The organism is Pseudactinotalea sp. HY160 (assembly GCF_009372055.1).
GTDB lineage: Bacteria > Actinomycetota > Actinomycetes > Actinomycetales > Beutenbergiaceae > HY158.
In genome coordinates this window covers 266,511-285,783 of the sequence record NZ_WHMT01000002.1, presented here as the reverse complement: position 1 = coordinate 285,783, position 19,273 = coordinate 266,511, and the positions used below count along the sequence as shown (strand labels likewise).

Genomic DNA, 19,273 nt, shown 5'->3' with positions numbered 1-19,273 from the left:
TGGACACCGGCCGCCCCCGGCCGTACGTTCGAAGTAGCGCCGACCAAGCGGGCGCCCGCACGCCGAACCGGAGGTGGATCCTCGTGAGAATCGGATCGAGCATCGCCCTGATCATCATCGGGGCCATCCTGGCCTTCGCGATCTCGGACGTCGTCGAGGGCGTGAACCTCACGCTCATCGGCTACATCCTCATGGCCGGGGGGCTCCTCGGCCTCATCCTCAGCGTCGTCTTCTCGGGCCGCCGCGGCCGGACCACGACGACGATCCAACAGTCGGGCCCCGGGGGCGTGACCGAGCGCCGGACGGACTCTCGCTCCGATGGCCCACCCACCTCCTGACCTCGGCCGCCGCGCGGATTCTCGCCGGCCCGCATTCGTGACGCCGGGCGGGGAATATCACCCGTTCGCCCGCCGGCGCCCGCGCGCCGGACGAGTGTGCCCACCGTCGCGGGAATCCGCGTAAAGTGGCCGAGGTGTCCGAGCCGATGAAAAATGCCCATGTCCTCATCACGGGTGCCACCGGATTCGTCGGGCAAGCCGTGCTCGAGAAACTGCTGGCCTGCTACCCCACGACCCGCATCTCGCTGCTGGTGCGACCCCGGGGAGCCCTGAGCGCCGAGGTCCGCGTGACCAAGCTGCTGCGCAAGGCGTGCTTCACCCCGTGGCGCGAGAGCGTCGGCGCCGCGGAGGCGGACCGGATCGCCGCCGAGCGCGTCACCGTGATCTCCGGCGACCTCGGCGACGTGCCGCCGCTGCCGGGGGACATCGACGTCGTGGTCCACTCGGCCTCGACCGTCTCCTTCGACCCGCCGATCGACGAGGCGTTCGCCGCGAACGTCGACGGCCCCGTCTCGCTCTACGAGGCGCTCCTCGCCTCCGGCTCCGACCCACACGTCGTGCACGTGTCGACCTGCTACGTGGCCGGCATGCGCAAGGGGGTGAGCGAGGAACGCTCCCTCGAGCACCATGTGGACCGCGTGATCGAGACCGCCCGCGCCCTCGGGGCCCGCACCGAGCTCGAGGCGGCATCGCGCCGCCCGGCCGTGCTCGGACCGATCCTCGAGCGGGCCCGCGCCGAGCACCGCCGCGCCGGCGCCCAGGCCGTCGCGGAGGCCGCCGAGGAGGCCCGCGCGACCTGGGTGCACGACAAGCTCGTGCGCGCCGGCCGACTGCGCTCGCAGTCGCTCGGCTGGCCCGACGTGTACACGTTCACCAAGGCCCTGGGCGAGCGGGTCGCCGAGGACCTGTGGGGCCGGGCCGGCCACCGGCTCTCGGTCGTGCGACCGACGGTCATCGAGTCCTCGTTCAGGCACCCGTATCCGGGCTGGATCGACGGATTCAAGGTCGCGGACCCGCTCATCGCGGCCTACGGGCGCGGCATGCTGCCGGAGTTCCCGGCCCTGGCCGACACGATCCTCGACATCATCCCCGTCGACCACGTGGTCAACGCGATCCTGGCCGTCGCGGCCACCCCGCCCGAGCCGTCGGAGCCGAACTACTATCAGGTGGCCTCCGGCATCCGGAACCCGCTGCGGTTCGGCCGGCTCCTGCGGATCGTGCGCGACTACTTCTCGGAGCACCCCCTCAAGGACGACGCCGGTTCGGTCGTGCAGGTGGCGAAGTGGTCGTTCCCGTTCGGCCGGCAGGTCGAACGGAGCATGCGCCGCCGCGAGTGGGCGGTCGACGTCGCCGACCGGGCCGTGGGCCGGCTGCCCGCGACGAACCGCAGCCGCGAGTGGCTCTCGGGTCTGTACAAGGCCAAGCGGGACCTGGGCACGTTGCGCAAGTTCAGCGACCTGTACCAGCCGTACACCCAGACCGAGGTCATCTTCGACGACGCCCACACCCGCGCCCTGCACGAGGCGATCCCGGCGGAGTCGAAGGAGCTGCACGGCTTCGACGTGACCGAGATCGACTGGGAGCACTACCTCCAGGACGTCCACATCCCGAACGTGCCGGGCCTGACGCGATCCCGACAGGCCCGCCCGACCGCGGGCGGCGCGCCCAAGGTGCTGCCGCAGCGCACCGACGTGCTCGCCGTGTTCGACATGCACGGCACGGTCGCGGCCGCGAACCTGCTCGAGCACTACGTCTGGGTCTCGCTCGCGACCGGGAAGGGCCGGGCCCTGGCCGACCTGAGCGCCATGGTCGCCTCCTCGCCCACGTACCTGCAGGCCGAGCACCGCGACCGCGGCGACTTCATCCGCAACTTCATGCGCCGCTACGCCGGGGTGGACGAGTCCGAGCTGCGGGAGGTCATCGCCTCCCAGATCGCCCCGAGGCTGCGGGCACGGCTGCTCGAGGAGGCGGTGGCCCGGATCGCCGAGCACCGCGCCGCCGGGCACCGCACCCTGCTCATCACCGGCCAGGTCGACGTGTTCGTGGAGCCGCTCGCGGACCTCTTCGACGAGATCGCCGCCGGCTCGATGGAGAAGGACGCTGCCGGGCTCTGGACGGGCTACCTGGCCACCTCCCCGCTCGTCGACGAGGCCCGCGTCGCCTGGCTGCAGCGGTACGCCCGCGACCACCATCTCGACCTGAGCGCCTCCTACGCCTACGGGGACACCTACGCCGACCGGCCGTGGCTCGAGATCGTGGGGCACCCGAGCGTGGTCAACCCCGACACGGCCCTGTACCGGTACGCCAGGTCGAAGCGGTGGCCGGTGCTCAGCTGGACCACGACCGCCGACCGCGGACTCACCTCGATCGTGCGCTCGCTGCGCCCCGTGAAGGAGGACCGGTGAGCGCACCCGAACCATCGGTCGTCCGCGGCCGGGCCCTCATCACCGGGGGATCGGCCGGCATCGGCCTCGCGTTCGCCAAGGCGCTCGCGGCCCGCGGCTGCGACCTCGTGCTCGTCGCCCGCACCCAGGCGGCGCTCGAACGCGCGGCGGAGCGGCTGCGCACGGCCTACGGGGTCGAGGTGAGCCTCATCGCAGCGGACCTGTCCACGCGCGAGGGCACGGACGCCGTCACCACGCGGTTGGCGGCGGAGCCGCCCATCGACATCCTCGTGAACAACGCGGGCTCCGGGCTGCACGAGCCGTTCGTGACCGAGAACATGGCGGCCCACACGCGCGGGATCGACCTCATGGTCACGGCCCCGCTGCTGCTCGGGAGCGCGGCCGCCGCGGCGATGACCCCGCGCGGGCACGGCCTCATCATCAACGTCGGCTCGGTGGCCGGGCTCATCGCGATGAACAACTATTCGGCGATCAAGGCGTGGATGAACACGTTCTCCGATGCGCTCGGGCTCGAGCTCATCGGCACGGGCGTGCACGTCATGACCCTGCTGCCGGGCTGGGTGCGCACCGAGTTCCACCAGCGCGCGAAGGTGGAGGCCTCCCGGATCCCGAGCTGGCTGTGGCTGAGCGCCGACCGGCTCGCGGCCGATACCCTGGCGGCCGTGGAGAAGGGCAAGTCGCGGGTGGTGCCGTCGAAGCGGTTCAAGATCCTCGCGTGGCTCGCCTCGCACGCACCTCGACCGGCGGTGGAGTGGGCGACCTCCCGGATCAAGAAGGGACGCCGTGAGAAGTAAGCCCACCGACCGCTACCACTGGGCCTGGCATCGCGCGTTGCGGCGCGTCGCCCAGCGCGGACCGATGCGCGCGCTCATGAGCTCGCTCGTCTCGGTGCGTGTGGACGGCGAGGCGAACGTCGCCGGGCTCGAGGGACCGTTCATCGTGGTCGCCAACCACTCCTCGCACCTCGATGCACCCGTGCTCATCACCTCGCTGCCGTACTCGCTCACCCGGGACCTCGCGACCGCGGTCGCGGCGGACTACTTCTACGAGCAGAAGTGGCGCTCGACGCTCACGTCGGTCTTCTTCAACTCCTATCCCGTGGACCGGGAGGGGAGGAAGTCGAAGCGGGCGGGCCTGAGCGTGTCGCTGCTGCGGCAGGGCATCCCGCTGCTCATCTTCCCGGAGGGCACGCGCTCGCGGACGGGGGAGATGGCGCGGTTCAAACCCGGGGCGGCGGCGCTCGCGCGGGCGCTGCGGGTGCCGGTGGTGCCGGTCGCGCTCGTGGGCGCCCACGATGCGATGCCCGTCGGCCGGAACTGGCCGGTGCCGGGCCGCCCCGAGGTGCGCGTGCTCATCGGGGAGCCGGTGCGCGTGCGCAGCGGGGAGTCACTGACAGATTTCAACTCCCGGGTCGAGGCCCGGGTGGTCACCATGCACACGACCGGCACCGCGTTGCCCGCCGCCGACGGCGGCGACGAGGACATCCGTGAACAGGAGGACGAGCGATGAGCGAAGTCATGCACCACAAGTGGTGGGGTTGGGGCGTCGAGGGGATCGCGTTCACCCACGACAACAAGCCGCGGTTCGCCCCGTTCGTGCTGGAGAAGGTCGCCATCGACCTCTCCGAGCCGGGCGGGAAGCCGCCCGCGTTCGACGACATCACGGTGCCGGCCTCCCTGCTCGGCGACGGCGACGCCGACCGGCTGCGGGGGATCGTCGGCGACCACCACGTGACCACGGACGACCTCGAGCGCGTCGTGCACACCTACGGCAAGGGCCTGCGCGACCTCGTGCGCGTGCGGGCGGGTGACCTGCCCAGGGTGCCGGACGTCGTCGTCTATCCGGCGAACGAGGAGGAGGTGCGCGCGGTCGTCGACATGGTCGACGAGCGGGACGCCGTCCTCATCCCCTACGGCGGCGGTTCGAACATCTCCGGCTCCCTCACGCCGCAGGCGGGGGAGAAGCGGCTCATCATCTCCCTCGACCTCGGGCGGATGAACCGGGTGCTCGAGATCGACGAGAACTCGGGGCTCGCCCGGATCCAGGCCGGCGTGCTCGGCCCAGACATGGAGGACCAGCTCGGCGCGGCCGGCTGGACCACGGGCCACCAGCCCGACTCGTTCAAGCACTCGACCCTCGGCGGCTGGATCGCGACCCGGTCCTCGGGCATGCAGTCCGACAAGTACGGCGACATCGCCGATATCACCCGGGGGCTGCGGCTCGTGCGTCCCGGGAAGGTCGTGGAGCTGCGCCCGCTGCCGGCGACGTCGTCCGGCCCGAGCGTGCGCGAGATGATCCTCGGCTCCGAGGGCCGCCTCGGGGTGATCACCGAGGCGTGGGTGAACGTGCACCGGCTCCCGGAGAACCGCGAGGTCATCGCCTACCTGTTCCCGAACTGGGCGGCCGGCCTCGAGGCGATGCGGCAGATCTCGATCTCGGACGCGACCCCGAGCATCACCCGGGTCTCCGACGCCCCCGAGACCGCGTTCTCGCTCTCGACCCAGAAGGAGTCGACTTCGCTCGCCTCGAAGGTCGGGCCGATGCTCTTCGACCTGCTCGCCAAGCGCGGCTGGGACCTGGACAAGGTGTGCCTGAGCTATATCGGCTACGAGGGCGGTTCCGCGCTCGTGCGCTCGAACAAGTCGATCGTGGGCAAGATCGTGTCGAAGAACGGCGGGATCCGGCTCGGCAAGGGGCCGGGCGACCTGTACGACCAGAAGAAGTTCGACACGCCCTATATCCGCGACTTCCTCCTCGACCGCGGCGCCGTGGGCGACGTGTCCGAGACCGCCGCCCCGTGGGACCGGCTCGGCGAGGTGTACCACCGCGCGATGCGGGCCGCGAAGGGCGCATTCGCGGAGATCGGCGTGCAGGGCTTCGTCATGTGCCACCTGTCGCACTCGTACCACTCGGGTGCCTGCCTGTACTTCACGTTCGCGTTCCGGCCGGCCGACGTCAACGGCGAGGCCGCCCCCACGGGGGCGATGCTCGACCAGTACGACGTGGTCAAGTCCGCGATCCAGCAGGCCTTCATGGACTCCGGGGCCACGCTCTCGCACCACCACGGCGTGGGCGTGGACCACGCGCCGTGGCTCGAACAGGACCTCTCCGAGGGCGGGGTCGACCTCATGGTCGGCCTGCTCTCCTCCGCCGACCCGAAGCGCAACCTCAACCCGGGCACACTCATCCCGCCGCACCGGGAGTGGTGAGCCGGTCGGGAACGCCTGACGTGGTGAGCCGACGCCCCAAGGTCGCCGCCCCGATCATCGACGGGTTGCACCTGGTCGACCTGGCCGGCGCGATCGGCGAGGAGATCGTCGCCGGTGGGCACTACGAGGCACGTCGGTACTCCGGGGCCGACCTTTCCGGTAGTGACCTGACCGGGGTGGTTGTCAGCGAGTGCGAGTTCCTGGATCTGGCGGCCAACGAGGTACAACTGCGGGGAGCGCGGTTCGCCGAGACACGTCTCGTGCGTGTCAACGCACCGATGTTCCAGGCCGCCCGCTCCACCTGGCGCGACGCCTGGATCGAGGGTTCCCGGTTCGGCGCGGTCGAGTTGTTCGACGCTGATCTGCAATCCGTGCGCGTCTCGGATAGCAAGCTCTCGTTCGTGAACCTCCGCTCGGCGACGCTGCGGGATGTGCACTTCGCTCACTGCGTCATCGACGAGCTCGACCTCGCGCAGGCGCGTGCCGAGCGGGTCGCGTTCGAGGGCTGCACCGTGGGGCGGATCCGGTTCGATCATGCACAGCTGCGCCACGTTGATCTTCGCGGCCTTGGGCTGGGCGGGATCAGTGGGATCGAGTCGATGGACGGCGCCGTCATCTCCTCCAGGCAGGCCGCCGAACTCACGGGCCTCTTCGCGGAGCACCTGGGGATCACGGTCGCCGGCTAGATGTTTCGGGTCATGACCTTCCGAGGGGCGTCGAGCTGACAAGTTGACACGGACCCGCCACCCGGCCTGGCTAGTATCACCCGCCCTCGTCGTATACCGTGGAGACACCGATGCAGAACTGTGGACAACTCAGGCGAATCTGTGGACAGTCCTGCGGATGGCTGACTGTCGACGCGGATATCAGCGAGTGAGGAGATGATGATGAGCGCAACGATCCAACGCATCTCGCGCCAGGACGCACTGGCGCGCCAGCGCGAGATCCTGGAGGCGTTGCGCGTGAGCGCTCATGATCTGCTCGAACGCGTCGAGCGGTACGACTTCGACTTCGACGACCAGGTCCTCGCCGAGGAGTACTCGCGACTGCAGTTCCTCCTGACCGGCTCTCGGTGAGCCTCGAAGATCTCGCCGGCGACTTCGCGGATTCTCTCACGACGACGACCCGTGCCGTCGTCGGCCGTTCCTGCCCGCAATTCACTGCCACAGCCGTCGGCGACGAACCCTCGCTGTTCACGGTCTGGCAGGGTGCGAGCGCTGGTATCCCCCTGGCGATAGATGGAACGCCGACCTACCTACTCCGGGCCGAGTACGACTGCTGCCTCGATCGCGAAGAGGAGTACCTCCGTGTCGATGCGTCGCGCATGACTCTCTTCTACTCGCCCAATGAGAGCCATCGTCATGCGCCGCTGATTCGATACGAGTTCCAGCGAGCGGCGCGATCCGTCCCAGTCGCGCACTTCCACGTGCATGGCTCAGGAACGCCGTTCGATGATGGCCCGACCGACATGGATGCCGTCATTGCGATGTCCGGCGGGGCGACCCGTCGCGGCCGCGTGCGCCAAGCAGACATCGATCGCGGCAAGTACCCAAGGCACCAGGACTTCCACTACCCGCTCGGTGGTGAGCGCTTCCGCCCGTGCCTTGAAGACCTACTCGAAGCACTCATCTCCGAACTAGGGATCGACCACGAAGATGGGTGGCGCGGCGCCCTCATCGCGGGCCGCGTGGCATGGCGGCTCCAACAAACCGCAGCCGCGGTGCGAGACGCTCCAGAGACCGCAGCGGCAACACTTCGGAAGCTGAAGTACACGGTCGCAGCGCCGCCCAGTGGGCCGGTACTCAACAATATTGAACGGCTTCGCGCATTCTGAGCACCGCCACGCCCAGGCCGGCCGGAGCAGTAGGGCGGGCGCGTTGCTCGCGCGCAAGTCGTCGTGCCCGGACCTGTCAGGGTGAGTTGAGGCCAGCACCTCACAGCAAGTATGACTCGTCGGGTGAGAATGAGCTCGGGACTCCCCAAGACGCGGGTGGACGGGGCCGATCGAGGGCCTTGCTCATCCGGAAGTTGACGAGTTCGACTCCGTCTCTGACCTGGTGCTGTTCGAACTCGACGCGGAAGCCGTGGCGTTCGAAGAACGGCCGGGCGGTGAGGCTCACATCGGCGTGGAGTTCGTCCGCGGCGTACTCGCGTGCCCGCCGCTCGGCCTCGGCCAGCAGGGTGTGGGCCACGCCCCGCCGCTGCCGCTCGGGCGCCACGAACATCATGTCGATATAGCCGTGCCGGTCGACGTCGGAGAATCCGGCGACCTCGCTGCCGACCGTGGCGACGAAGCTATTCCGGGCGGCCATCCCGGCGTGCCAGCTCGCCGGCTCGCGCTCATCCGGCCGGGCCCAGGCCCGCACCTGCTCCGGGGTGTAGTCGGCCGCGGCGGTCCGCGTGATCGCGGCGAGCAAGATCGCGAGCGTTGCGGCGGAGTCCCGCTCCTCGTAGGGACGGATCCGGATCGGAGATCGGTCGCTCGGGTCGGTGGGCTCGGCAGGCACCTTGGGCTTGGTGGGCATGGGTGTCATCGTGCCACTGCCGGCCGTCCTGATTCTGGGCAGTGTTCAGCGCCAGCCGAGGCCGGGCGCCACGTGGGTGAGGATCGCGCCCAGGATGTGGGCGTTGTAGTCGACGCCGAGCTGGCTCGGCACCGTGAGCAGCAGGGTGTCCGCGGCGGCGATCGCCTCGTCCGCGCGGAGTTGATCGACGAGCGCCTCGGGCTCATCGGCGTACGTGCGCCCGAAGACCGCGCGAACCCCGCCGATCGAGCCGAATTGGTCGGCGCGGTCGCCGCTGCCGAGCAGGAGGCGGCGGTCCTCGTCGGAGGTGATCGCGAAGATCGACCGCGACACGGACACCCGTGGTTCGAAGCCGTGGTCGTGGCGCGCCCATTCGGTGCGGAAGGCCTCGATCTGCCGGCGCTGCTGCACGTGCAGGGGCTCGCCGGACTCGTCGTCCTTGAGGGTGGAGGACATGAGGTTCATGCCGTTGGCCGCGGCCCAGCGGGCGGTCGCATCCGACCCGGCGCCCCACCAGATCCGCTGCCGCAGCCCGGGTGAATAGGGCTCGATCCGCAGCAGCCCGGGAGGATTGGGGAACATCGGGCGCGGGCTCGGCTCGGCGAATGCCCGGCCCGTGAGCGCGTCGAGGGCGACGTCGGCGTGGCGCCGGGCCATGTCCGCGTCCGTCTCGCCCTCGGCGGGTGAGAATCCGAAGTGCCGCCAGCCGTCGATCACCTGCTCGGGTGAGCCGCGGGAGATCCCGAGCTGGAGCCTGCCGCCGGAGATGAGGTCGGCCGAGGCGGCGTCCTCGGCGAAGGCGAGCGGATTCGCGTACCGCATGTCGATGACGCCCGTGCCGATCTCGATGCGGCTGGTGCGCGCGCCCGCCGCCGCGAGCAGCGGGAACGGCGACCCGAGCTGGCGGGCGAAGTGGTGCACCCGGAAGTAGGCGCCGTCCGCGCCCAGCTCCTCCGCCGCCACGGCGAGTTCGATGCTCTGGGTGAGCGCGTCGGCCGCGCTCCGGGTGGCCGAGGCCGGGTGGTCCACCCAGTGGCCGAACGAGAGGAAGCCGATGCTCTTGCGTGCGCTCATGTCCGGCTCAACCCCCGGCCGGGGGCCGCTATTCCGGTAGGCACCGTGGCGGCCGGGCCCGCCGGCCCCCCGACCCGGCGCGCCCCGACGAGCGGGCCCGCTCACGCCCGGGTGAGCGGGCGCCGTCCTCAGTCCCGGAACGTCTCGATATCCGCGCCGAGGCTGATGAGGCGGTCGGCGAGCTGCTCGTAGCCGCGGGCGATGATGTCGACGTTGCGCAGCACGCTCGTGCCCGTCGCGGCGAGCATTCCGAGCAGGACCACGACGGCCGGGCGGAGCGCGGGCGGGCAGCTCACCTCGGTGCCGCGCCAGCGGGTGGGCCCGGTGATGTCGAGCCGGTGCGGGTCGAGCAGGCGCACCTGGGCGCCGAGGCGGGTGAGCTCGGTCAGGTAGATCGCGCGGTTGTCGTAGACCCAGTCGTGCACGAGGGTCGACCCGCTCGCGCAGGCGGCGATGAGCGCGAAGAACGGCAGATTATCGATGTTCAGGCCCGGGAACGGCATCGGGTGGATCTTGTCGATCGGGGCCCGCAACTCGCTCGGGTGCACGGTGATGTCCACGAGCCGGGTGCGCTCGTTCGCGCTCAGGTACTCGGGGCTGAGCGTGTAGTTCAGGCCCATCTCCGCGAGCGTGGCGAGCTCGATCTCGAGGAACTCGATCGGGGCGCGGGCCACGGTGATCTCCGAGTCGGTCACGATGCCGGCGGTGAGCAGGCTCATCGCCTCGACCGGGTCCTCCGACACCGTGTACGTGACGTCCGCCGCGAGGGCCGAGCGGCCGTGGATGCGCAGGGTCGTCGTGCCGATGCCCTCGATCCGCACCCCGAGCAGCTCGAGGTAGAAGCACAGGTCCTGCACCATGTAGTTGGGGGAGGCGTTGCGGATCGTGGTCACGCCCTCGTGCGCGGCCGCGGCCATGATCGCGTTCTCGGTCACCGTGTCGCCCCGCTCCGTGAGGACGACGGTCAGGTCGCCTCCGCTGCGCCCGCGCACCGTCGCGCGGTACGCGCCGGTCGTGGCGAGCACGTCGAGACCGAACGGGCGCAGGGCGATCATGTGCGGTTCGACCGTGCGGGTGCCGAGGTCGCAGCCGCCCGCGTAGGGGATCGCGAAGTCGTCCTCGCGGGCGATGAGCGGCCCGAGGAACATGATGATGCTGCGGGTGCGCTTGGCGGTCTCGGCGTCGATCGCGTCGAGGTCGAAGACCGCCGGCGGCACGAGCTCGAGGTCGCGTCCGTCCGCCGACCAGGTGGCCCGCATCCCGATCGAGGTGAGCACGGCGACGATCCGCTCGACCTCGACGATCCGGGCGACGTTGCGCAGCCGGGTCGTTCCCTTGTTGAGCAGCGAGGCGCACAGGAGGGCGACCGCACCGTTCTTGGAGGAGTTGACGCTGATCGTCCCGCTCAGGGGGGTGCCGCCGGAGACCCGCAGGTGGGTCGGCTTCGCCGCGCCGATCGTGACCAGATCCGCGTTGAGTGCGGCGTTGATCCGGGTGAGTAGGTCGACCGAGAGGTTCTGTCCGCCCGATTCGATCCGGGCGATCGCCGACTGGGTGGTGCCCAGGCTCTCGGCCAGCTGGCTCTGGGTGATGGCCTTGGCCTGTCGGGCGGCCCGGATGAGGGTGCCGATCTCGGTGGCGGGGGCGGGGGCTGAGGTCACAGCGGTCATAGCGGAAACGATATGTCGCTCCTCCGGGTGGGGCCAGCAACTGTGACCCGGTCGGCATGTCGCTCAGCCGCGGCGGGCCTCGAGCAGTTCGGCGACGAGGCCGCGGAGCTCGGCGATGTCGTGCCCGGTGGGGCCGCCGTGGATCGCCGCGTGGGCGTAGATGCCGTCGGAGATGAGGACGACGGCGCGCGCGACCGCCTCATCCCCCACCTCCTCGAGCACCGCCTCCCGCCAGGCCTCGTCGGCCGCGGCGAGCGCGGCGCGGGCCTCGGCGTAGCCGGCCTGGGCGAGGTTGACGGCCGCGATGTATGCGGGCTCGAACTCGGAGTCGAATTCCGCGCTCGTGCGCAGGATGTGGGCCGTGGCCCCGTCGGGGTCGGCGCGCATCTCGGCGACGTCCTCCTCCGTCAGGCGGGTGAGGTGCTCGATGAGGCCCGTGACGAGCGCGTCCTTGGAGCCGAAGTGATAGAGCAGCCCGCCCTTGGAGATCCCGGCGGCCTTGGCCACGGCCTCGAGCGTGGCGGCCCGTTCACCGCACTCGACCACGAGGTCGACGAAGGCGTCCAGCGCGCGCCGGCGGGCGGTCGGGGGGCGGGGCATGTGGCCAGTGTAACGAGAAAACTTGAACCAACCGTCCAGACGGTACAGTAACCTGGCGGCATGAGCACCGCTTCGACCGTCGGCACCACCTCCGCCGCACCGCGCGACCCCGACACCCGGGGCGATATCGCCGTTCGCCACGACTCGGCCACGCCGCGGCAGGTGGAGACCGGCGCGGGGCCGGTCCGCGCCGGCCGTCTTCCGAGTCCGGCCCGGCACCCGTGGTGGGCGCTCGTCGTGCTCATGCTGCCGGTGCTGCTCGTCTCGGTCGACAACACCGTGCTCTCCTTCGCCGTTCCGCAGCTGAGCCGGCACCTCGAGCCCTCGAGCGCGCAGCTGTTGTGGCTCGTGGACGTCTATCCACTCGTGCTGGCCGCGCTCCTCGTGCCGATGGGGGCGGCGTCCGACCGGTGGGGACGCCGGCGGATGCTGATCATCGGGGCGATCGGCTTCGGGGCGGTCTCCGTGCTCGCCGCCTTCGCCCCGAGCGCCGGGGCGCTCATCGTGGCCCGCGCCGGTATGGGCCTCTTCGGTGCGGCCCTCATGCCCTCGACCCTCGCGCTCATCCGCAATCTCTTCCCCGACGCGCGCCGCCGCCGGCTCGCCATCGCCATCTGGGCCTCGGCGTTCTCGGCGGGCGCCGCGCTCGGCCCGATCGTCGGCGGATTCCTGCTCGAGCACTTCCACTGGGGCTCGATCTTCCTCATGGCGGTGCCGATCCTGCTCCCGCTGCTCGTCGCCGGCCCCCTGCTCATCCCCGAGTCCCGCGACCCGGCTCCGGGGCGCCTCGACCTGGCCTCCGTGGCACTGGTCGCCGCCACGATGGCCCCGATCGTCTACGGGATCACCGCGCTCGCCACGGGCGGGGGCGCGCCGGTGGCGCTCGGAACGATCGCCGCGGGACTCGTCGCGGGGGCCGGGTTCGTGCGCCGCCAGCTGCGCCTCGAGCATCCGCTGCTCGACGTGCGCCTGTTCCGCAACCTCGTGTTCACCGGATCGGTGCTCATCAACCTGCTCAGCGTCGTGGCGATCGTCGGATTCCTCTTCTTCGTCACCCAGGATCTCCAGCTCATCCTCGGCCTCAGCCCGATGGTCGCCGGGATGGCGCTGCTGCCGGGTCTCGCGGCCACGGTCGTCGCCGGCCTGCTGGTCGTGCCGATCGTCTCGCGGGTGCGCCCGGGCTACGTGGTCGCCGCGGCCTTCGCCCTCTCCGCGCTCGGCTACGGCATCGCCGCGCTGAGCGCCGGGGCGGCGACGCCCGCCGTGCTCATGGTCGCCTTCGCCGTGCTCGGGGCCGGCGTGGGTGCGGGGGAGACGGTCTCGAACGACCTCATCCTCACCGCCGCCCCGCCCCACCAGGCCGGCGCCGCCTCGGCGATCAGCGAGACCGCGTACGAGGTCGGGGCCGTGCTCGGCACGACCCTCGTCGGCGGCCTCCTCACCGCACACTTCCGCGGATCGATTGCGATCCCCGCCGGGGTCACGGGCTCGGACGCCGAGGCGGCGCGGCAGACCCTCGGCGGCGCGACGACCGTGGCCGAACGCCTCGGCGGCGGCGCCGGCGACCAGCTCCTGACCGCGGCGCAGGAGGCCTTCGCCTCGGGGGTGTGGCTCACGGCCGGTGTCGGCACGGCCCTCATGGCCGGCGCGGTGGTGCTCGCGCTGCGCACCCTGCGCGGGGTGCCCGCTCGCTGACACGACGGCGCTGACACGACGGCGCCCGCTCGGGCCGCGCCGGGTGCTCTGCTCGGGCCGAGCGGGGGTGTTCGGCTCGATTCGGACTCATGCGTCGATGGTCACGCGACACGCCGACACGCGGGTGTCGCGGGGCGATTCGGGACGCGGGTCGGGGGCAGATTTCGGACTCGGACGGGCGACCCCGCCTGTGGACAGTCAGACGTCGGTCGAGGTCCGTCCACAGGGTTATCCGCAGGATGTGCACAGAAGCCCGTGGGGTGTCCACATGGAGCCCCGGCATGGTCCACAGCTGCGCCCCGGACCTGTGCACGACACGCGGACCGCGCGAAAGTGAAGACACGCCGACCACTAGGTCTTGGGGTCTCCCCGGGGGCCAGACACTAGGTGTAGTGTTGTGGTCAGTGGATGGGGCGGCGGCGAAAACCGTGCGCGAACGAAGCACATCCTTGTAATTATCATCACGAGATTCTCTTGCCCGGGTCGCTCGATCCGCACGGGGGACCGCGATCCGACACCTTGAGAAGGGGAGCCCACGCCATGGCCATCACCATCTTCAGCAAGCCCGCCTGCGTGCAGTGCGACGCCACCTACCGCGCCCTGAAGAAGCACGGCCTGGAGTACACCGTGGTCGACATCTCCACCGACGCCGAGGCGCTCGAGTCCGTCAAGGCGCTCGGCTACCAGCAGGCTCCGGTCGTCTTCGCCGACGGCGACCACTGGTCCGGGTTCCGCCCCGACAAGATCAAGGCGCTCGCGACGACGGCCCGACTGGACACCCCGGTCGCGGTCACCGCCTGAGCACCAGGCACCATCGAGCCCGCGCCGCCACAAGCGACGCGCCTCGCGGCGCAACAGCGGCCACGCCGATCGGACTCCGGTCCGGTACCGGCCCAGGGCCGGCCGGTACCAGGCCCGGGTCGGCGCAGGCTCAACCAGTCATCACCCAGAGGAGGCGTTGGTCGTGTCGTCCGTCGTCTATTTCTCCTCCGTCTCGGAGAACACCCGCCGCTTCGTCGAGCGGCTGGAGCTGCCGGCGCTGCGGATCCCGGTGCGCCGGACGGAGCCGCACCTCAAGGCGACCGACCCGTACGTGCTCATCGTGCCGACCTACGGCGGGGGCACCCCCCGGGGCGCCGTGCCCAAACAGGTGATCAAGTTCCTCAACGACCCCGACAACCGGGCGCTCATCCGGGGCGTGGTCGCCGCCGGGAACACGAACTTCGGCAGTGCGTACTGCCTCGCCGGGAAGGTCATCTCCGGCAAATGTCAGGTGCCGCACCTGTACAACTTCGAACTACTGGGCACGAGCCACGACGTGGCGCGGGTCCGTGAGGGATTGGGAGAGTTTTGGCAGCGATTCTAGAAAGTGCGCAGACGACGGCCGGCCCGACGAGCGCAGCGGATTCCGGCTCGGACGCCGCCCCCGAGGCCTTCGTGCAGCAGGGGCAGGAACTCGACTATCACGCGCTCAACGCGATGCTCAACCTGTACGGGCCCGACGGCACGATCCAGTTCGAGCAGGACCGGGAGGCCGTGCGGCAGTACTTCCTCCAGCACGTCCTGCCCCGGACCGTGCAGTTCCCGAACCTGGCCGACAAGCTCGCCTACCTCGTGGAGGGCGGCTACTACGAGGCCGACGTGCTCGATCAGTACAGCCCCGAGTTCCTGCAGCGGATCTGGGACTACGCCGACGCGCACGACTTCCGGTTCCAGACCTTCATGGGCGCGTTCAAGTACTACACCTCGTACACGCTCAAGACCTTCGACGGTAAGCAGTACCTCGAGCGCTTCGAGGACCGCACGATCATGGTCGCCCTCACGCTGGCGGCCGGCGACGAGACCTTCGCCCTGAGCCTCGTGGACGAGATCCTCGAGGGCCGGTTCCAGCCCGCCACCCCGACGTTCCTCAACTCCGGCAAGGCCCAGCGCGGCGAGGCGGTCTCCTGCTTCCTGCTGCGCATCGAGGACAACATGGAGTCGATCGCCCGCGGCATCAACTCCGCCCTCCAGCTGAGCAAGCGCGGCGGCGGCGTGGCCCTGCTGCTGAGCAACCTGCGCGAGTACAGCGCCCCGATCAAGCGGATCGAGAACCAGTCCTCCGGCGTCATCCCGGTGATGAAGCTCCTCGAGGACTCCTTCTCCTACGCCAACCAGCTCGGGGCCCGTCAGGGTGCGGGGGCGGTCTACCTGAACGCCCACCACCCCGACATCATGCGTTTCCTCGACACCAAGCGCGAGAACGCCGACGAGAAGATCCGCATCAAGACCCTCTCCCTCGGCGTCGTCATCCCCGACATCACGTTCCACCTTGCCCGGCAGAACGCCGACATGCACCTGTTCTCGCCGTACGACGTCGAGCGCATCTACGGTGTGCCGTTCGCCGAGGTGAACGTGACCGAGAAGTACGACGAGCTCGTCGCCGACGAGCAGATCCGCAAGACCACGATCAAGGCCCGCGACTTCTTCCAGACGCTCGCGGAGATCCAGTTCGAGTCCGGCTACCCGTACATCATGTTCGAGGACACGGTGAACCGGGCGAACCCGATCGAGGGCAAGGTCACCCACTCGAACCTGTGCTCGGAGATCCTCCAGGTCTCGACCGCCTCGACCTACGCCGACGATCTGAGCTACGAGCACATCGGCCGGGACATCTCCTGCAACCTCGGCTCGCTCAACATCGCCATGGCGATGGACTCCCCGGACCTCGGCCTGACCGTCGAGACCGCGATCCGGGCGCTCACCGCCGTCTCCGATCAGACCCACATCGGGTCCGTGCCCTCGATCGTGCGCGGCAACGACGAGGGCCACGCGATCGGCCTCGGGCAGATGAACCTGCACGGCTACCTCGCCCGGGAGCGGATCCATTACGGGTCCGAGGAGGGCATCGACTTCACCAACGTCTACTTCTACACGGTGCTCTACCACGCCCTGCGCGCCTCGAACCGGCTCGCCATCGAGCGCGGCACCAAGTTCGCCAGCTTCGACACCTCCACCTACGCGAGCGGGGCGTACTTCGACAAGTACACCGAGAACGAGTGGAAGCCGGCCACGGACCGGGTGACGGACCTGTTCACGCAGGCGGGCGTCGTCGTCCCCACGCAGGCGGACTGGCGCGAGCTCAAGGCGAGCGTCATGGAACACGGGATCTACAACCAGAACCTGCAGGCCGTGCCGCCGACCGGATCGATCTCCTACATCAACAACTCGACGAGCTCGATCCACCCGATCGTCTCGAAGATCGAGATCCGCAAGGAGGGCAAGATCGGGCGCGTGTACTACCCGGCGCCCCACATGACCAACGACAATCTCGAGTACTTCGCCGACGCCTACGAGATCGGCCCCGAGAAGGTCATCGACACCTACGCGGCGGCCACTCAGCACGTCGACCAGGGCCTGAGCCTCACGCTGTTCTTCAAGGACACGGCCACCACGCGCGACCTCAACCGGGCGCAGATCTACGCCTGGCGCAAGGGAATCAAGACCCTGTACTACATCCGGCTGCGGCAGCTGGCGCTCTCGGGCACCGAGGTCGAGGGCTGCGTATCCTGCATGCTGTGACCAGTCGCCGCCGTGGCGACCCATCCCTCCCCGCGCCCGCCCGGGCGCCGCTCGCGTGTATCGAAGGAGCCTGACAAAGTGGACCTCAAGACTGCGGTCGTGCGCCCGGTCAACTGGAACCGGATCGAGGACGAGAAGGATCTCGAGGTGTGGAACCGCCTCACCCAGAACTTCTGGCTGCCCGAGAAGGTGCCGCTGAGCAACGACATCTCCTCGTGGGCCACGCTCAGCGCCGCCGAGAAGGACATGACCACCAAGGTGCTCACGGGCCTCACGCTGCTCGACACGTTCCAGGGCACGGTCGGCATGGTCTCGATCCTTCCCGACGTGCGCACCCAGCACGAGGAGGCCGTGATCGCCAACATGGTGTTCATGGAGCAGGTGCACGCCAAGAGCTACTCCTCGATCTTCTCCACGCTGCTCTCGACCGCCGAGATCGACGACGCGTTCGACTGGTCGGTCACAAACAAGGAGCTGCAGTACAAGGCGAACTCGATCATCGGACTGTACGAGGGCGACGACCCGCTCAAGCGCAAGATCGCCTCGGTCATGCTCGAGTCGCTGCTGTTCTATTCCGGCTTCTACGCGCCGATGTACTGGTCGAGCCGGGCGAAGCTGACAAACACGGCCGACCTCATCCGGCTCATCATCCGCGACGAGGCCGTGCACGGCTACTACATCGGCTACAAGTACCAGGTGGCGGTGGCGCAGGAGACCCAGGCGCGACAGAACGAGCTGCACGGGTTCACCCTCGGGCTCCTCGACGACCTCATGGACAACGAGGAGACCTTCACCGAGGACCTCTACGACCCGCTCGGCCTGACCGACGACGTCAAGGCGTTCCTCAAGTACAACGCCAACAAGGCCCTGATGAACCTCGGCTACGAGGGCATCTTCCCGCCCGAGGCCGTGAACGTGAACCCCGCGATCCTCGCCGCGCTCAGCCCGAACGCCGACGAGAACCACGACTTCTTCTCCGGCTCCGGTTCGTCCTACGTGATCGGCAAGGCCGAGGAGACCGAGGACGACGACTGGGACTTCTGAGGTTCTTCGCGCCTGGCCGCCGTCCCCTCCCCGCACGGGAGGGGGCGGCGGTTCTCGTTGTGCGGGATTGGGGACGGCGTCGCTCACCTGAGGCTGTTCGGGCGGGTGCCGCGCACGACGGGCACGTGTGGCCGTGGCGTTGACGGTCAGGGTCGCAGACCAGCGGGATACCCAGCGCGACTGGCGCGTGACGCTGCTTGGCCGTTGCGCACGCGACGAGGATCCAAGGCTCTTTCGGATCTTTCGTAACGCGTGTTAGTGTGGCAACCTCCTAAGGAGAGGAAGTGGCGCACATGACCGCAGCCCACGCCCACGCTCACCCGCATCGAGACGGCGCTGACGTCGTCGCAGCGAGTCCGGAAGGTGCTCAGGATCTAGCTCGCGTCATCGACTTCGTCGACGCGCACAGCAATCGGTACGGATCGGCTCCGGAGCCGCGGTTCTACCTGTCCGGTGCTGACATCCACGAGCGGGTCGAGTTGACCCAGGAGCTGTTCACCGTCCTGAAGGCCGCGGCCGACGAACTCAGTAAGGGGCGATCGATCAGTATCCTCGCCCGCGAGCAGGAGATCAGCACACAGCAGGCCGCGGACCTCTTGGGCCTCAGCCGACCAACGGTTGTGAAGCTTATTGAAGACGGCGAATTGGCAGCGACCGTCCCAGGTAGGAGCCGCAGGAAACTTCGGCTGGCTGACGTGCTGAAATATCGCGATCTCCTCCACGCCCGCCGCACTGAGTTCATCTCTGATTCCTCGGAGGAATTCTATGACGTGGGCGAACACCCGGAGAAAGTTGCGGAGTCGTTGGAGAAGGCCCGCCGCGCGCGTTGAGTGATGAATCCGGGCCAGGGACTGGCAGACTGCATGGATGTTCAGAGCCGTACTCGACACCTGCGTGCTGGTCCCTGACTTGCAGCGCGACTTCTTGCTGCAGCTTGCCGCTGAATGTTCGTACTCGGCGTTGTGGGGCACGGGCATTCTCTTCGAGCTGGACTATGTGGGATCTTCCGGTTTTAGAGTGCGTTGATCCGATTCGTGAGTTGGCCGGGATGGAGCGCGCGCCGTAGGACGTCATGGCCGACGTTGCGGACGACATGGGAGATCTTCGGCTTCTGTGGACCTGCGTCTGGGAGGACGGGATCGCCTGGAGACC

Annotated in this window: 18 protein-coding genes; 14 read left to right on the top strand and 4 right to left on the bottom strand. The window is 69.3% G+C overall.

The features are described 5' to 3' along the window. Positions 1-83 precede the first annotated feature (83 nt). From GCG21_RS03910 to GCG21_RS03875, 8 genes are all read left to right on the top strand, one after another. Positions 84-338, top strand: a complete 255-nt coding sequence (locus tag GCG21_RS03910) for a DUF6458 family protein (RefSeq protein WP_370517256.1) — start codon at positions 84-86, stop codon at positions 336-338. 146 nt (positions 339-484) lie between these two features. Then, positions 485-2,743: an HAD-IB family hydrolase gene (locus GCG21_RS03905; RefSeq protein WP_152817937.1), complete on the top strand. Its 2,259-nt coding sequence runs from the start codon at positions 485-487 to the stop codon at positions 2,741-2,743. Next, positions 2,740-3,537, top strand: a complete 798-nt coding sequence (locus tag GCG21_RS03900; RefSeq protein WP_228760031.1) for an SDR family oxidoreductase — start codon at positions 2,740-2,742, stop codon at positions 3,535-3,537. Before GCG21_RS03905 ends, GCG21_RS03900 begins: the two co-directional genes overlap by 4 nt. After that, positions 3,527-4,252, top strand: a complete 726-nt coding sequence (locus GCG21_RS03895) for a lysophospholipid acyltransferase family protein (protein WP_152817936.1) — start codon at positions 3,527-3,529, stop codon at positions 4,250-4,252. Before GCG21_RS03900 ends, GCG21_RS03895 begins: the two co-directional genes overlap by 11 nt. After that, positions 4,249-5,952: an FAD-binding oxidoreductase gene (locus GCG21_RS03890; RefSeq protein ID WP_152817935.1), complete on the top strand. Its 1,704-nt coding sequence runs from the start codon at positions 4,249-4,251 to the stop codon at positions 5,950-5,952. The genes GCG21_RS03895 and GCG21_RS03890 overlap by 4 nt, the downstream gene beginning before the upstream one ends. Before the next feature lie 23 nt (positions 5,953-5,975). Further along, positions 5,976-6,638, top strand: a complete 663-nt coding sequence (locus GCG21_RS17190; protein WP_370517255.1) for a pentapeptide repeat-containing protein — start codon at positions 5,976-5,978, stop codon at positions 6,636-6,638. A gap of 201 nt (positions 6,639-6,839) precedes the next feature. Beyond that, positions 6,840-7,028 carry a hypothetical protein gene (locus tag GCG21_RS03880; RefSeq protein WP_152817934.1) on the top strand — a complete coding sequence of 63 codons (189 nt, stop codon included), beginning with the start codon at positions 6,840-6,842 and terminating at the stop codon, positions 7,026-7,028. Next, entirely contained in the window at positions 7,025-7,786 is a 762-nt protein-coding gene (locus GCG21_RS03875; protein ID WP_152817933.1) for a hypothetical protein, read from the top strand. The genes GCG21_RS03880 and GCG21_RS03875 overlap by 4 nt, the downstream gene beginning before the upstream one ends. Positions 7,787-7,886: 100 nt before the next feature. On the opposite strand, the gene GCG21_RS03870 is transcribed toward GCG21_RS03875, so the two are convergent. The 4 genes from GCG21_RS03870 to GCG21_RS16965 form a co-directional block, all read right to left on the bottom strand. Then, positions 7,887-8,477 (bottom strand): GNAT family N-acetyltransferase, encoded by a 591-nt coding sequence (locus GCG21_RS03870; protein ID WP_152817932.1) that lies wholly within the window; start codon positions 8,475-8,477, stop codon positions 7,887-7,889. A gap of 45 nt (positions 8,478-8,522) precedes the next feature. Beyond that, positions 8,523-9,551: an LLM class flavin-dependent oxidoreductase gene (locus GCG21_RS03865; protein WP_152817931.1), complete on the bottom strand. Its 1,029-nt coding sequence runs from the start codon at positions 9,549-9,551 to the stop codon at positions 8,523-8,525. 128 nt (positions 9,552-9,679) lie between these two features. Further along, positions 9,680-11,221, bottom strand: a complete 1,542-nt coding sequence (locus GCG21_RS03860) for a UDP-N-acetylglucosamine 1-carboxyvinyltransferase (protein WP_152817930.1) — start codon at positions 11,219-11,221, stop codon at positions 9,680-9,682. A 63-nt stretch (positions 11,222-11,284) separates the two neighbouring features. Further along, a complete protein-coding gene (locus tag GCG21_RS16965; protein WP_152817929.1) occupies positions 11,285-11,821 on the bottom strand; it encodes a TetR/AcrR family transcriptional regulator in 537 nt (178 codons plus the stop codon). Between the two features lie 60 nt (positions 11,822-11,881). Here GCG21_RS16965 and GCG21_RS03850 point away from each other — a divergent pair, with 60 nt between their 5' ends. The 6 genes from GCG21_RS03850 to GCG21_RS03825 all read left to right on the top strand — a co-directional run bounded on the left by GCG21_RS03850 (position 11,882) and on the right by GCG21_RS03825 (position 18,951). After that, on the top strand, positions 11,882-13,516 hold the full coding sequence (locus tag GCG21_RS03850) for an MFS transporter (protein ID WP_152817928.1): 1,635 nt from the start codon (positions 11,882-11,884) through the stop codon (positions 13,514-13,516). Positions 13,517-14,056: 540 nt separating this feature from the next. Beyond that, complete coding sequence (gene nrdH / locus GCG21_RS03845) at positions 14,057-14,317, top strand: glutaredoxin-like protein NrdH (protein ID WP_152817927.1); 261 nt, start codon at positions 14,057-14,059, stop codon at positions 14,315-14,317. Between the two features lie 163 nt (positions 14,318-14,480). Then, complete coding sequence (gene nrdI, locus GCG21_RS03840; protein ID WP_153877006.1) at positions 14,481-14,882, top strand: class Ib ribonucleoside-diphosphate reductase assembly flavoprotein NrdI; 402 nt, start codon at positions 14,481-14,483, stop codon at positions 14,880-14,882. A 71-nt stretch (positions 14,883-14,953) separates the two neighbouring features. Beyond that, positions 14,954-17,077 carry a class 1b ribonucleoside-diphosphate reductase subunit alpha gene (nrdE, locus tag GCG21_RS03835; RefSeq protein WP_370517268.1) on the top strand — a complete coding sequence of 708 codons (2,124 nt, stop codon included), beginning with the start codon at positions 14,954-14,956 and terminating at the stop codon, positions 17,075-17,077. A 78-nt stretch (positions 17,078-17,155) separates the two neighbouring features. Further along, entirely contained in the window at positions 17,156-18,121 is a 966-nt protein-coding gene (nrdF, locus tag GCG21_RS03830; RefSeq protein WP_370517254.1) for a class 1b ribonucleoside-diphosphate reductase subunit beta, read from the top strand. A gap of 293 nt (positions 18,122-18,414) precedes the next feature. After that, positions 18,415-18,951, top strand: a complete 537-nt coding sequence (locus GCG21_RS03825) for an excisionase family DNA-binding protein (protein ID WP_152817924.1) — start codon at positions 18,415-18,417, stop codon at positions 18,949-18,951. Positions 18,952-19,273: the final 322 nt, after the last annotated feature.